The 13,197-nt window shown below is 73.4% G+C and carries 12 protein-coding genes; 4 read left to right on the forward strand and 8 right to left on the reverse strand.

Features of this window, described 5'->3' with window-relative positions; all coding sequences use genetic code 11:
* The coding region (locus tag N869_RS08500) for a DEAD/DEAH box helicase (protein WP_035060223.1) at nucleotides 1-1,111 on the reverse strand (1,111 nt) is incomplete at its 3' end.
* Nucleotides 1,108-2,652, reverse strand: a complete 1,545-nt coding sequence (locus tag N869_RS16515) for a DAK2 domain-containing protein (protein WP_052105265.1) — start codon at nucleotides 2,650-2,652, stop codon at nucleotides 1,108-1,110. The genes N869_RS08500 and N869_RS16515, both read right to left, overlap by 4 nt.
* A gap of 234 nt (nucleotides 2,653-2,886) precedes the next feature.
* Here N869_RS16515 and rpmB point away from each other — a divergent pair, with 234 nt between their 5' ends.
* Complete coding sequence (gene rpmB, locus N869_RS08510) at nucleotides 2,887-3,078, forward strand: 50S ribosomal protein L28 (RefSeq protein ID WP_035060225.1); 192 nt, start codon at nucleotides 2,887-2,889, stop codon at nucleotides 3,076-3,078.
* A gap of 167 nt (nucleotides 3,079-3,245) precedes the next feature.
* Nucleotides 3,246-3,764: a GNAT family N-acetyltransferase gene (locus N869_RS08515; RefSeq protein ID WP_035060227.1), complete on the forward strand. Its 519-nt coding sequence runs from the start codon at nucleotides 3,246-3,248 to the stop codon at nucleotides 3,762-3,764.
* Here N869_RS08515 and N869_RS08520 read toward each other — a convergent pair.
* Complete coding sequence (locus N869_RS08520; RefSeq protein ID WP_052105266.1) at nucleotides 3,749-4,753, reverse strand: thiamine-phosphate kinase; 1,005 nt, start codon at nucleotides 4,751-4,753, stop codon at nucleotides 3,749-3,751. The two genes, N869_RS08515 and N869_RS08520, sit on opposite strands and share 16 nt — an antisense overlap.
* Nucleotides 4,754-4,810: 57 nt before the next feature.
* On the opposite strand from N869_RS08520, the gene N869_RS08525 reads away from it, so the two are divergent.
* The gene (locus N869_RS08525) at nucleotides 4,811-5,293 is read left to right on the forward strand and encodes a DUF3515 domain-containing protein (RefSeq protein WP_035060229.1); all 483 of its coding nucleotides are present in this window, start codon (nucleotides 4,811-4,813) and stop codon (nucleotides 5,291-5,293) included.
* Between the two features lie 21 nt (nucleotides 5,294-5,314).
* Here N869_RS08525 and N869_RS08530 read toward each other — a convergent pair whose 3' ends face one another.
* Nucleotides 5,315-6,460, reverse strand: coding sequence for a D-alanine--D-alanine ligase family protein (locus tag N869_RS08530; protein WP_035060232.1), 1,146 nt, complete (start codon nucleotides 6,458-6,460; stop codon nucleotides 5,315-5,317).
* Nucleotides 6,461-6,545: 85 nt separating this feature from the next.
* Here N869_RS08530 and N869_RS08535 point away from each other — a divergent pair, with 85 nt between their 5' ends.
* A complete protein-coding gene (locus N869_RS08535) occupies nucleotides 6,546-7,712 on the forward strand; it encodes a trans-sulfuration enzyme family protein (RefSeq protein WP_035060235.1) in 1,167 nt (388 codons plus the stop codon).
* A 15-nt stretch (nucleotides 7,713-7,727) separates the two neighbouring features.
* Here the strand turns inward: N869_RS08535 and N869_RS08540 are convergent, their stop codons facing one another.
* From N869_RS08540 to N869_RS08555, 4 genes are read right to left on the reverse strand one after another with little or no spacing between them, the layout of a single operon-like run.
* Complete coding sequence (locus tag N869_RS08540) at nucleotides 7,728-8,765, reverse strand: NAD(P)H-dependent glycerol-3-phosphate dehydrogenase (RefSeq protein ID WP_035060238.1); 1,038 nt, start codon at nucleotides 8,763-8,765, stop codon at nucleotides 7,728-7,730.
* A complete protein-coding gene (locus N869_RS08545; RefSeq protein ID WP_035060241.1) occupies nucleotides 8,762-9,481 on the reverse strand; it encodes a lysophospholipid acyltransferase family protein in 720 nt (239 codons plus the stop codon). The genes N869_RS08540 and N869_RS08545 overlap by 4 nt, the downstream gene beginning before the upstream one ends.
* 55 nt (nucleotides 9,482-9,536) lie before the next feature.
* On the reverse strand, nucleotides 9,537-11,594 hold the full coding sequence (locus N869_RS16520) for an ATP-binding protein (protein WP_052105267.1): 2,058 nt from the start codon (nucleotides 11,592-11,594) through the stop codon (nucleotides 9,537-9,539).
* Nucleotides 11,591-13,081 (reverse strand): glycosyltransferase family 2 protein, encoded by a 1,491-nt coding sequence (locus tag N869_RS08555; protein ID WP_232229667.1) that lies wholly within the window; start codon nucleotides 13,079-13,081, stop codon nucleotides 11,591-11,593. The genes N869_RS16520 and N869_RS08555 overlap by 4 nt, the downstream gene beginning before the upstream one ends.
* Nucleotides 13,082-13,197: the final 116 nt, after the last annotated feature.

Here is a 13,197-nt window from a genome sequence, read left to right on the forward strand (position 1 = left end):
ACCCGGTCAGGAGGGCGACGCGGGTGGCGGCCTCGGCGGCGGTGAGGAACCCGTCGTCGGCGAGGGTGCCGAGCAGCCGGCGCAGGCTGCGTGCGTGCTGGGCCGCTAGCACCTCGGTGGGTGCGAGCAGCGCGGCCTGCCCGCCGGCGTCGACGACCTGGAGCATCGCCCGCAGGGCGACCAGGGTCTTGCCCGAGCCGACCTCGCCCTGGAGCAGCCGCTGCATGGGGTGGGGCCGGGCCAGGTCCTGGGCGATCTCCCGACCGACGTCGACCTGACCGGGGGTGAGCCGGAACGGCAGGGAGGCGTCGAAGGTGTCGAGGAGACCTCCGGGGACCGGAGGACGGGCGACCGCGTCGAGCTCGGCGACCGCTGCCCGTCGTCGGGCGAGGGCCACCTGCAGGACGAAGGCCTCCTCGAACCGCAGACGGTGCTGGGCAGCCTGCCAGTCGGCGTCGGTGTAGGGGGCGTGCACCCCGCTCAGCGCCTCGATCAGTCCCACCAGGCCACGGTCCCGGCGCACCTGCTCGGGCAGGGGGTCTGGCAGGTCGTCGGGGCCGAGGGTGTCCAGGACGGTGCGGACCGCCCGGCTGATCCGCCAGGTGGGCAGCGCGGCACTGGCCCGGTACACCGGGATCGGGCGACTGGCCTCGACCAGGGCGGCGGCCTCGTCGTCGGCGTCCTGGCCGACGACCTGGTAGTCGGGGTGGGTCAGCTGCAGGCGCCCCCGGTAGGTGCCCACCGTCCCGGTGAACATGGCGACCCGACCCGGCCTCAGGCGGTCCTCGTGGGTGCGCAGGACGCCGGGTCTGCGGGCGAAGAAGGTGAGGGTCAGGTCGCGTTCACCGTCGGTGACCACGGCCTCGAGCAGGGCGCCGCCCCGTGAGCGCATCTGCCGGACGGTGGCCTGCCGGACGCGTGCCATGAGTGCGACGTGCTCGCCGACGGTGAGGTCGCGCAGGTCGGTCATCCGGCCGGGCTCGGCGTACCTCCGGGGGTAGTGGCGCAGCAGGTCGTGAGCGGTGACGATGCCGAGCGGGGCGAGAGCCTGAGCCGTCCGCCGGCCGACGGTCCGCTCCAGCGGCGCCTCGAGGGGGCCGGTGCCGGTCATCCCGCCGACACGCCCACGCCCGTGCCGGGCGCGCCGCCGTCCAGGACGACGACCTCGAGGTCGGGCCGCACCAGGTGGACGGCCTGACGGGCCGCCTCCACCAGGGCTGGGGGCGTCTCGTGGTGGGTCAGGACGGTGACGGCCTCACCGCGGCCGTCCAGGAGCTCCCGGAGCGCACTGGCGGGGTCGTCGCCCGGAGCGAGGTGGGTCGAACGGACCAGGTCCGCGGCCTCGCGTGCGTGTGCGAGGAGCTCGGCCGCCCCGTGGCCGGCGTGGCCGCACTCGACGAGGCGCTGGGCGGCGGCCACGAGCTGCAGGTCGTCCAGACCGGGCATCAGGTGCACCCGGACGTCGGCGGGAGGCGGGCCCGGGGTGAGGGTCCCGGCCGAGGCGAGGACGAGGACGTCCTCCGCACCGGTGTCCGCGACGGCGCGTGCCACCGGCGCGGTGACGTCGCGGTCGTCAGGGGTGAGGACCACCACGGCACCGGCGCGGGCGAGGTCGGGTGCGAGGCCGACGGCGCAGGTCACCGCGACCAGGCCGAGGGCCGGCCGGTGGGGTGGGGAGTGGACCCCGGACTGCCGGGCGAGGTCGCGGACGACGAGGTGGTCGGTCGCGAGCCCGTGCGCGGCGGCGTCGTGGAGCGCCCGGACGGCGACCCCGGGGTGGTCGGTGTGCACGTGCGTCTGCCAGAGGCCCGCCTGGGACACCACGGCGACGGAGACCCCGACCTGGACCAGGGCGTGGCACAGGTGGTCGGTCGCGTCGGTGGCCGCCCCGCCCGGGCCCTCGGCGAGCAGCGCCATGACCTCGAACTCGCCGTCGTCGGGGGCGTGGGTGCAGGCCCCGTCCACCTCGTGGGCCGCCCGGTCCTGCTGCGGGTGCCCCTCGCCCGTGGGCCGGGTGAGGCTCACGACGCGGTCCCGGGGTCGGCCCGCGACGTGCAGGAGTGCCTCCAGCACGATCAGGAGGCCGACGGCGCCCGCGTCGACGACTCCGGCGAGTCGCAGCGCGTCGAGCTGGTCGGGAGTCTGGTCGACGGCCTCCCACCCGGCATCCAGCGCGACCTCGAGCAGGTCGAGCTCCTCCTGCGCCTCGAGGCCGGGGAACGCGCCGTCGTGGGTGCCGGCAGCGCCCGTCGCGACCTGGTCGGCGACGGTGAGGACAGTGCCCGGCACGGGTGTGGCGACGGCCGCGGTCGCAGCGCGGGCGGCGCTGGCAAGGGCTTGACGCAGACCCGCACCGGGCTCCTCGAGAAGGGCACGCCACAGGGCGCCCAGGTACTGGCCCACGATCACCCCGGAGTTGCCACGGGCACCGACGAGCGCGCCACGGGCCGCTGCGGCCGCGACCTCCCCGGCGGTGGCGTTGTCGGGGAGCGCGCGGACCCGGCGCCGGGCCTCCAGCAAGGTCAGGTACAGGTTGGTGCCCGTGTCGGAGTCGGCGACCGGGAAGACGTTGGCCTCGTCCAGCAAGGACCGGTGGCGGCCGAGGTCGGTCACCGCGCGCTCGATCCAGGCACGCAGGACGTCGACGTCCACGGCAGTCCTCCTGGGTCGCTCGGGTCACGGGGGACGGGGCGGTTTGGGGGCCGCTCCACAGATCGGCTACCCTATCGAGGTTGCCCGGTCATGGCCGGGCACAGCACAGGCAGCGGTCCGGCACCCCAGGGAGAGATCCTGTAGCCCCGGGCGGGCCTCGCCGGACCAGGTAGTGACCATCTCAGCCGCCCTCGACTTGCGCGCGCGGCATGCACGACGATCAGGAGACAGAACGTGGCTGCCAACTGCGACGTCTGCAGCAAGGGCCCGAGCTTCGGGCACAGCATCTCGCACTCACACCGCCGCACCAAGCGGCGTTGGAACCCGAACATCCAGCGCGTGCGCGCGGTGGTCGCCGGTGCGCCCAAGCGGCTGCACGTGTGCACCTCGTGCCTCAAGGCCGGGAAGGTGCAGCGCGCCGTCTGACGGCAGACTGCCCCCAAGGTGAGCCCGCGGAGCATCGCTCCGCGGGCTCACCTGCGTCACCGGCCCGTCAACCGGGCGAGGCAGGCACCGAGGCCCCCGAACCCAAGGGATCCCCAAGACTTGACCACGGGGTGGCCGCAGGTACGCGGGGATGGCATGGTGTCACCATGGTCGACGAGCCCACCGGTGTGGTGATCCGCAGTGCGACGCCCCAGGACGCAAGGGCCATCGCCGACGTCCACGTGACCTCCTGGCGGCAGGCGTACGCCGGCCTCATCGACGAGGAGTACCTCGCCGGGCTCGACGTGGACACCCGGGCCGAGCGCTGGCGCGACACCCTCGAGGGGAACAACAGCACCCAGGTGTGGGTCGCTCAGGACGACGACCACGTCGTGGGCTTCGCCTCCTTGGGCCCGAGCCAGGACGAGGACGCGGGTCGGGAGACCATGCAGGTCTACGCCCTCTACCTGGACCCGGCCGCGTGGGGCCGCGGTGCGGCGCGGTCGCTGATCCGCATGGTGATCGACGCGGTGCCCACCGGCGCGCCCCTGACCCTGTGGGTCGCTGCGGGCAACGACCGCGCGCGCCACTTCTACCGCCGCAACGGGTTCGTGGACGACGGTGTCGAGAGGATCGAGGAGTTCGGGGGCGACCGGGTCAGAGAGGTGCGCTACCGGCGCTCCTGAGAGCCTGCGCCGAAGTGGTCCCACCCACCCGAGCCGGGGCGGACCTCACCTTCGACGAGCACGAGGGGCATCCCCTCGCGCACCTCCCCGACGACGGTGAATCCCGGGGCAACCCGGCCGGGCGGGAAGCAGGCGAGGAGACCGTGGTCCTCTCCCCCGGTCAGCAACCAGTCGCCGACCCTGCCACCGGTCGCGCTCGCCACGGCCGCCAGGACCTGGACGTCCTCGGTGAACACCTTCTCCGGCGCCTTCAGGTCGATCACGACGCCGCTGGCCACCGCCATCCGCCGGGCGTCGGTGAGCAGACCGTCCGAGACGTCCATCATGGCCGTCGCACCGGCGGTCGCCGCACGGACGCCCGCACCCAGAGGGCATGACGGGCGCAGGTAGGCACTGACGACGCGGCGCCAGGCATGCCGGTCCAGGCCCTGACCGAGCACCTCCAGACCTGCCGCCGACCGCCCCCTGACCCCGGCGTGGGCGACCACGTCGCCCGGACGCGCACCGGATCGCAGCACCGGCGGGCGACCCTCCAGGTCACCCATGACGGTGACCGCGACCACCACCTGCTCGCCACCGGACAGGTCACCCCCGACCACACCGACCCCGTGGGGTGCGCACGCCAGGGACATCCCACGGGCGAGGTCCACGACCCAGTCGACCGGAAGGTCGTCCGGTGCGACGAGGCCCACCACGAGGGCGGTCGGTCTCGCCCCCATCGCGGCGACGTCGGCCATGTTCTGCACCGCGGCGCGCCAGCCCACGTCCTGCCCGGTGCACCAGTCGCGTCTGAAGTGACGTCCCTCCACGAGCACGTCCGTCGAGACCACCACGCGGCCGTCGGATGCCTTCACCACAGCCGCGTCATCACCCGGCCCGAGGTCGGTCGCGGTTCCGGTCGGCAGCTCGGGGAACACCCGGGCCAGCAGCTGCCCCTCGGTCAGGTCGGCGACGACGGGACCACTCACGGTCCTCAACGGCTCGGTCACCAGGCCACGGTAGTGCGCCCGAGCCGGTAGCGGCCCTGCGCCGGTTACGGTGGACCCGTGCCGACCTCCACCCCCGCGCGTGTCGTCGTGGCGACGCTCGTGCTCGCCACCGCCGCCTGCACCACACCCGTGACAGTGCCCGTGGCGCCCCAGGCCGCACACCCCCTCTGCGCCGACGTCGTCCTTGCCCTGCCCGACGACCTGGGCGACCTGCAACGAGTGCGGACCGGAAGCCAGGCGACGGCGGCCTGGGGCGACCGCGGCGCACCGGTCGTCCTACGCTGTGGGGTGGCGCCGCCGGGCCCCAGCACCGAGCACTGCGTCTCGGCCGACGACGGGGCCACCAGCGTCGACTGGATCGCCGTACCCGGGTCGGAGGGCGAGGGCGGGACCACCGACTGGACCTTCACCACCTACGGGCGCGAACCCGCCGTCGAGGTGCAGGTTCCCGCTGCCGTCACCAACGAACGGTCCACGTCCTTCTTGCTGGACCTCGGACCGGCAGTCGCGCAGGTGGAGCAGCGTCGCGCGTGCCTGTGAGTCCTGCCGGGACGCCCCGCGTCACCGGAGCCCGGTGGGGCGCTCCAGGGCCAGGGCGATCAGCTCGTCGACCAGCTCGGTGAAGCCCAGCCCCGATGCTGCCCACAGCATCGGGTACATCGACACCGGGGTGAAGCCGGGCATCGTGTTGATCTCGTTGACCAGGACCTGACCGTCACCGGTCACGAACGTGTCGACGCGGGCCAGCCCCTCGCACCCCACAGCCTGGAACGTGCGTGCAGCCAGCTCGCGCACACGGTCGACGACGGCGGCGGGCAGCTCGGCGGGGCAGTGCAGTCGCACCTCGCCCTCACCCAGGTACTTGGAGCCGAAGTCGTAGAAGCCGTTCTCGGTCGCGCCCACGGCGATCTCGCCCGGCAACGACGTCCGGGGTGCCGCGCCGTCGCGTCCCCCGAGGACCGCGCACTCGATCTCCCGACCCACGATCGCGGCCTCGACCAGGACCTTCGGGTCGTGCTCCTGTGCCGCACGGACCGCGGCCGGCAGGTCGGCGAGGTCGTCCACCTTCGTGATGCCCAGGCTCGAACCGGCACGCGCCGGCTTGACGAACACCGGGGTCCCGAGACCATCGACCGACCGGGTGCACGCCTCCTGGTCCTGCTCCCACTGTCCAGGACCTAGCACGACGTAGGGGCCGACGGGGATGCCGTGACCGGACAGGACGATCTTCATGTAGTGCTTGTCCATCCCCACCGCCGAGGCCAGCACCCCCGCGCCGGCGTACCGCACACCGGCGACCTCGAGCAGACCCTGGACGGTGCCGTCCTCGCCGTAGGGGCCGTGCAGGAGCGGGAGGACGACGTCCACGGGCCCCAGGGACCGCGGCACGGCGCCGGGCTCCAGGGCGAGCAGCTCGGCGTCGTCGGTGGACCTGGGGAGCACGACCTCGGTCGAGGAGGCCTCGTCGGTGACCTCGGGGAGGTCACCACCGTGATGCTCCCAGCGTGCGGGCTCGTCCGAGACGGCCAGCCAACGTCCGCTCCTGGTGATCCCGAGCGCCAGGACGTCGAACCTGTCACGGTCGATCGCGCGCAGCACCGCCGCAGCCGTGATGCAGGAGACCGAGTGCTCACCGGACCGCCCTCCGAAGACGACGGCGACACGGGTGCGCCGAGGGGCGGGGGTCGGGGGCTGGTTCGCGTCCATCGGCGATGACCCTACCCGCCGCCGGACCGCACCCGACCACTGTCCACCGGGGTTCGGCGACGCCGCCGACGGCTACGCTGCCGCGGTGGACACCGACCCCGCCGCCCTCTCCCCCGCCACGATCGCCGTCACCGCCGGACGGCCACCCCGCGAGGCCGGCGCACCGGTGAACCCCGCGGTCGTGCTCTCCTCCACGTTCGTCTCCAGCGGTGTGCCCGCCCCCGGGGAACCCCTCTATGCGCGCAACGGGACAGCCTCGTGGGACCCGTTCGAGCGCGCCCTCGCCGACCTCGAGGGCAGCGACCTGCCCGCGGTGGTCATGGGCTCGGGGATGGCCGCGATCGACGCCGCGCTGTCGCTGGTGCCGCGCGGGGGGCGTGTGGTCATGCCCCGGCACTCCTACCAGATGAGCCTGGCGCTGGCGCAGGAGCAGGCCCAGGACCGCGGGTGGCAGCGCGACCTGGTCGACGTCGAGGACACCGATCAGGTGCTGGACGCCGTGAGGGGCGCCGACGGACGCGGGCCGGCGTCCGTGCTGTGGCTGGAGTCCCCCACCAACCCGATGCTCGAGGTCGCCGACCTGCCGGCGCTCGTCGCCGGGGCCCACGAGGCCGGTGCGCTCGTCGTGGTCGACAACACGTTCGCCACGCCCCTGGGGCAGCGTCCCCTGGACCACGGCGCCGACCTGGTGGTCCACTCCGTGACCAAGTACCTCGCAGGGCACTCCGACGTCGTCCTGGGCGCCCTCGTCACCACCGACCCACGGCTGCGTGAGCACGTCGCGCACGTGCGCACCGTCCGGGGCGCGGTCCCCGGGCCGTGGGACGTGTGGCTGGCCCTGCGGGGGATGCGGACGTTGGCCCTGCGTGTGGAGCGGTCCCAGGCCTCGGCCGCGGTGCTGGCCGCCCGGCTCGCCGAGCACCCCGCGGTGGAGCAGGTCCGCCACCCCAGCCTGCCGACGGATCCGGGGCACCGGACCGCGCTGCGGGTGCTGCGCGGGTTCGGGTCGGTCGTGGCGCTACGGCCCCGCGGCGGACAGGACGCCGCCGACGCCCTGGTCGACGCCGTCCGACTGTGGGTGCCGGCGACCAGCCTGGGTGGGGTCGAGTCCACCCTCGAGCGGCGGCGGCGCTTCCCCACCGAGTCGGCGACGGTACCCGCCGACCTGGTGCGGCTGTCCGTCGGCGTGGAGGACGTGGAGGACCTGTGGCGTGACCTGGACCGCGCCTTGGCCGAGGTCGCGCCGACCTGAGGCGTGGTCCGGCGTTCAGACCTCGACCGAGGGGCTGCCCTGCAGCCCTTCGGCCTTGTGGGGCCGCGACAGGAGCATCTGTGCCATGCGGTCCACCGGCAGGCCGTGGTGAAGCACCTGGACGACCGCGTCGGTGATGGGCATCTCCACCCCGGCGGTATGGGCGAGCTCCAGCACCGAACGGGAGGACTTCACGCCCTCAGCGGTCCCGCCCGTGCGCTCGAGGGCCTCGTCCAGGGTGAGCCCCTGGCCGATGTGCACCCCCAGGGTGTGGTTGCGCGACAGGGGTGAGGCGCACGTGGCGACCAGGTCACCCATGCCTGCGAGGCCGGCGAAGGTCTCCGCGTCCGCCCCGAGCGCCAGGCCCAGCCGGGTGATCTCGACCAGTCCGCGGGTGATGACCGTGGCCATCGTGTTGTGCCCGAACCCGCGCCCCTGGGCGATGCCCACCGCGAGCGCGATGATGTTCTTGACCGCCCCGCACAGCTCGACCCCCACCACGTCGGTGTTGGTGTAGGGGCGGAAGTACGACGACGCGCACGCGGCGGCGACCCGCTGGGCGGTGGCCTGGGCCGTGGACGCCACCACGGTCGCCGTGGGCTGGTGGGCGGCGATCTCCAGGGCCAGGTTCGGGCCGGAGACGACCGCGACCCGGTCGGGCGGGAGGTTGAGCGCCTCCTGCAGGACCTCGCTCATGCGCCGGTCGGAGCTGAGCTCGACGCCCTTCATCAGCGACACGACCAGGGCGTCGTCGGGGACGGCGGGGGCGACGGGCTCGAGGGTGGCACGGGCGCTCTGGGCGGGGACGGCGACGGCGACGAGCTGGGCGTCGCGCAGGGCGTCGGTGACGTCGGGGGTGGCGCGGATCCCTGCAGGTAGCTGAACTCCCGGCAGGTAGCGCTCGTTGCGGTGGGTGTCGGTGATCTCGGTGCACACCTCCGGTCGGCGCCCCCACAGGGTCACCTCGCACCCGGCGTCGGCGAGCACCGCGGCGAACGCGGTGCCCCAGCTCCCGGTGCCCAGGACGGTGGCGCGGGTGAGGGGCGCGGTCATGCTGAACCTCCGGGACGACGCCAGACGAATCTCTCGGCGGGGGCTGTCTCTTGCCGGATGTCTTCGAGGAGGGCGGTGATCTGGGCCATGACGCGCTCGGTGGCCTCGCGCAGGACGACGGAGTCGTGCGGTCGGTCGTACAGGTCCGAGAGGTCAACGGGCGGCCCGGCGACGACGGTGACGAGCTTGCGGGGGAACGGGCGCGGGAGCCGCCCGTACCGGGGCAGGAGGTGCTGCGGACCCCACTGGGCGATGGGGATGACCGGCGCTCGTGTGGTCAGCGCCAGCCTCGCGACGCCGGTCTTGCCAGCCATGGGCCACAGGTCCGGCTCGCGGGTGAGGGTGCCCTCGGGGAACACGGCCACGCACTCCCCCTGGGCGATCGCCTCGGCGGCGCGGTCCAGGGACTGCCCGGCCGCGGCCGTCTGGCGGTGCACCGGGATCTGGCCCGAGGCCCGCAGGAGCCGCCCGACGAGGGGGATCTCGAACAGCGAGGCCTTGGCGAGGACCTTCGGTGCGACGCCGTTGTCGTACAGGTAGTGGGCGAACGTCAACGGGTCGACCACGGTCATGTGGTTGGCCGCTGCGATGAAGCCGCGGTCGGTGGGGAGGTGCTCCGTGCCCGACCAGGCCCTGCGCGTCACGGCCTTGAGCAGCGGTCGGGCGGTGGCGACGATGCGCCGGTAGGCGGGGTTGGATCTCTGGGGTTCCGGCACGAGAGCCGATGCTACCGGGGCCCTCCTCGATGGCTGCAGGTCCTCCACGCCGCGGTCAGGTGCCGGGTTCGTCGAGGGCTGCGGGGCCGGCCATGGGGAGGGTGATGGCAACCCGGGTCCCCTCGTCCTGCACGGAGGTGACGTCCATGTGCCCACCGTGGACCTCGACCACCCTTCTGACGATGGACAGGCCCAGGCCGGTGCCGGGGACGACGCCGTCGACGGCGTTGGAGGCGCGGAAGAACCGGTCGGTGAGCTTGTCCATGTCCTGGGTCGGGATGCCGATGCCGGTGTCGGTGACCGTCAGCAGGACGTCCCCGGTCGAGGACGAGGGTCGGATCTCGATCCTGACCGAGCCTCCCTCCGGGGTGAACTTGACGGCGTTGGACGCCAGGTTGAGGAGCACGCGTTCCAGCTGCCCGGGGTCGCCGCGGACGTGGCCGTCCCGACCGTCGACCTCCAGGGTGAGGCCGCGTGTGCGGGCCTCGGGTTCGAGGGCCAGGGCGACGGCCTCGGCCGCGGCGGTGAGGTCGACGTCGGCGACCTCGGTGCGAAGGGCGCCTGCCTCGATGCGTGACAGCAGCAGGAGGTCCTCGATGAGTCGGGTCAGGCGCTCGACGTTGCGGTGGACGACGTCGAGCATGCCCCGGGCGCGCGGCTCGATCTCGCCCGCGACCCCTTCGCGCAGCATCTCGGTGTACCCGGCGATCGAGGTCAACGGCGTGCGGAGCTCGTGGGAGACGGTGGAGAGGAAGTCGGCCTTCTGGCGGTCCAGCTCCTGGAGCCGGTCCACGAGCTCGAGCTGGCGCTCGTAGGTCTCGGAGTGCTCGAGCGCACGGCTGAGGTCTGCGCAGACGAGCTGGACCGAGTGCAGCTCGTCATCGCTGACGTTCCGGTCTGCCGCGACGGTGAGGACCACGACCGCCACCGAGTCGTCGGCGGCACCGACCCGGGCGACCACCGCCCTGGCGCCCGGCTCCGGCAGGAGGGGTGCGATGGCCTGCGGGATCTCCCCGCCCGGGGTGGGGACGAGCATCGCCTCCCCGTCGGGCACCAGGGAGCACAACGAGCGCAAGGTCAGGCGGTCGAGGTCCGGGGCACCCGGAAGGGGCCCCCCGTCGGCGGACCATCTGGCATGGACCGGGCCGGAGGCCGTGGAGCGGGTCGCCCAGGGCATGTGCGTGATCACGGCGCGGTCGGCACCGACGAGCTGGCCGAGGACGCGTGCGGCCGTGCGCAGCACGATGTCCTGGTCCAGCGGTTCGCGCACCGCGCGAGCGGCGTCACGTGTGCGTACCCGCAGCAGCGCCGCACGGTCCTGGCGTCTGCGCAGCCGGTCGCTCTCGTCGGCGAGGGCGTTGACCGCAGCGGCGACCTCGCTGACCTCGCAGGGCCCGGACACCTGGGCACGGGCCTGGTGCTCGCCCCGGCGCTGGCGGTCCAGGACCGAGCGGAGGGCGTCCAGAGGTCCGGCGACGGCACGGACGGTGGTGCGCGCGGTCGCGGCGGCGACGAGCACGAGGGTGAAGGTCATCGCCAGCAAGGCGGGGATGCCGAGCCGGCGTACCGTGCGGGTCTCGGCCCGGACGACCTCGCGCCTGTCGACAAGGGCGTCGTGGACCTCGCGGTGAGCAGCACGGAAGGTGGACATCGACTGCGCCAGAGCCGCCTCGTCGGGTGAGTCGGCTTCGACCCCGACGGCGAGGTGGGCCTCCTCGAGCCATGCCGCCGCCGCGACCTGGGGGGCGGCGTAGTCAGCCGCGACGCCCGCTTCACGGCCCAGCTCCTCGGCGACGACCAGCGTGTGCAGGACGTCCTCTCGTGCTCGTGCGAACGGGACGAGCAGCGTCTCGTCACCCGTGGAGTGGAAGCCCCGCAGGCCCGCCTCCGCATCGGTCATGAGGTGCAACGCCTCGGCGTGGGTCTCGACCGCGGGCGTGAGCACACGGGAGAGCGTCGCGACGCGGCTGGTCGAGGAGTGCACCGCCCATACCCCCCCGAATCCGCTGACGAGCACCAGGACGATCGTCGTCACCGACAGCAGCCGCAGGCGTCCGGCGAGGGAGGGTTGGCTGCGGGAGCCAGTCCCGACAGCACTCCCCGCGGTGCTCACGGCGCCGCCCGCGGTCCGTCGGCGGTGTCGCCGAAACCCGTGCGTGTCATGGTTCCCCACACCTGCTTGCGCCCTGTCATCCCCTGCACCAGCCCTCTCACCCTCCACCACGCCGTCATCTGGCGGTACCCGATGTTCTCCCACACGCTCGCGGTCAGCACCCCGCCGAGGTCGCGCCAGCGGGTGTACCGGTGGAAGGACAACTCCTCGACGCAGACGGCCGCCAGCGAGACCACGACCGCGAACGCGTACGCGACGAGGAGCAGGGTCAGCGCGTAGGTGGTGTCGACGGCACCGACGAGCAGGCCGAGCGGGACGAGCACCACACCCACGAGCTCGATCACGGGTGCGGCGAGCTCGAACACCCACGCATACGGGAGCGCGACCAGCCCGATGCGCCCGTACCTGGGGTTGAACGTCATACCCCGGTACTTCCAGAGCACCTCCCACAGCCCCCGGTGCCACCGGCGTCGCTGGCTGCCGAGCACCCGTCGGGTGGAGGGGACCTCGGTCCAGGAGATCGGCTCGGCGACGAACGTCACCCGGTAGTCGCGCCGACGCCGCCGCATGGTGCGGTGGATCCGCATGACGAGCTCGAAGTCCTCCCCGATCGAGTCGGGGTCCAGCCCACCCACGTCGACCAGGACGTCGCGGCGGAACAGGCCGAAGGCACCGGAGATGAGGATCAGGGACCCGGCACGCGACCAGCCGGTACGGCCCAGGAGGAAGGCCCGCAGGTACTCCACGACCTGGATGCGCGCCAGACCGTTGCGCGGCAGGCGGACGTCCACCACGCGGCCGGCGACGACGGTGCACCCGTTGACCGCGCGGATCACCCCACCGGTGGCCACGACCCTGGAGGGGTCGTCGGTGAACGGCTTGGAGACCACGAGCAGGGCGTCCGGGTCCAGGATCGAGTCGGCGTCGACCATCGCGACCAGGGGGTACCGGGCCACGGCGACACCCACGTTCAACGAGTCCGACCGGCCGGAGTTCTCCTTGCGGACCACCACCAGGGGTGTGCGCCCGTCCGCGGGGACGTGCACCGAGGTGGGGGCCTTGCGGACGGGGACGTCGTGGGGCACGACCCGCGGGACCTGCACCAGGTCGAACGCGGCCTGCAGGCGCGCGAACGTCTCGTCCTTGGACCCGTCGTCGATGACGACGACCTCGTGCTCGGGATACCGCAGCGCGAGCATCGCACGCACCGAGGACACGATGCCGGCCTGCTCGTTGAAGGCGGGGACGAGCACCGAGACGGGTTGGGTCAGGGGGCTGGTCGCCACGTCGTCGAGCCCGGCGAAAGGGCTGCGTCGCAGATGTCGGGTGAACTCCACCGCCGCCAGGGCGATGAGCAGCAGGTACGTGGCGTTGATGAGGAAGAAGTACACCAGGACGGGTGTGCCGATGACGTCGAACACCGCGCCCAGGACCTCGGCGAGGACCTGCCCGGTGGGGCTGGACCGGAACTCCTCGACCCAGGTCACGACGCCGCCCGGCGTCCGGTGGCCAGCTCGTGGGTCGCCCGCGCGTCACGGGCGTGGGCGCTGGTCGGGCCGAGCTCGGCCAGAGCGTCGACGCCGGGCTGCCCGCACCTGGCCAG

The organism is Cellulomonas bogoriensis 69B4 = DSM 16987 (assembly GCF_000767165.1).
GTDB lineage: Bacteria > Actinomycetota > Actinomycetes > Actinomycetales > Cellulomonadaceae > Actinotalea > Actinotalea bogoriensis.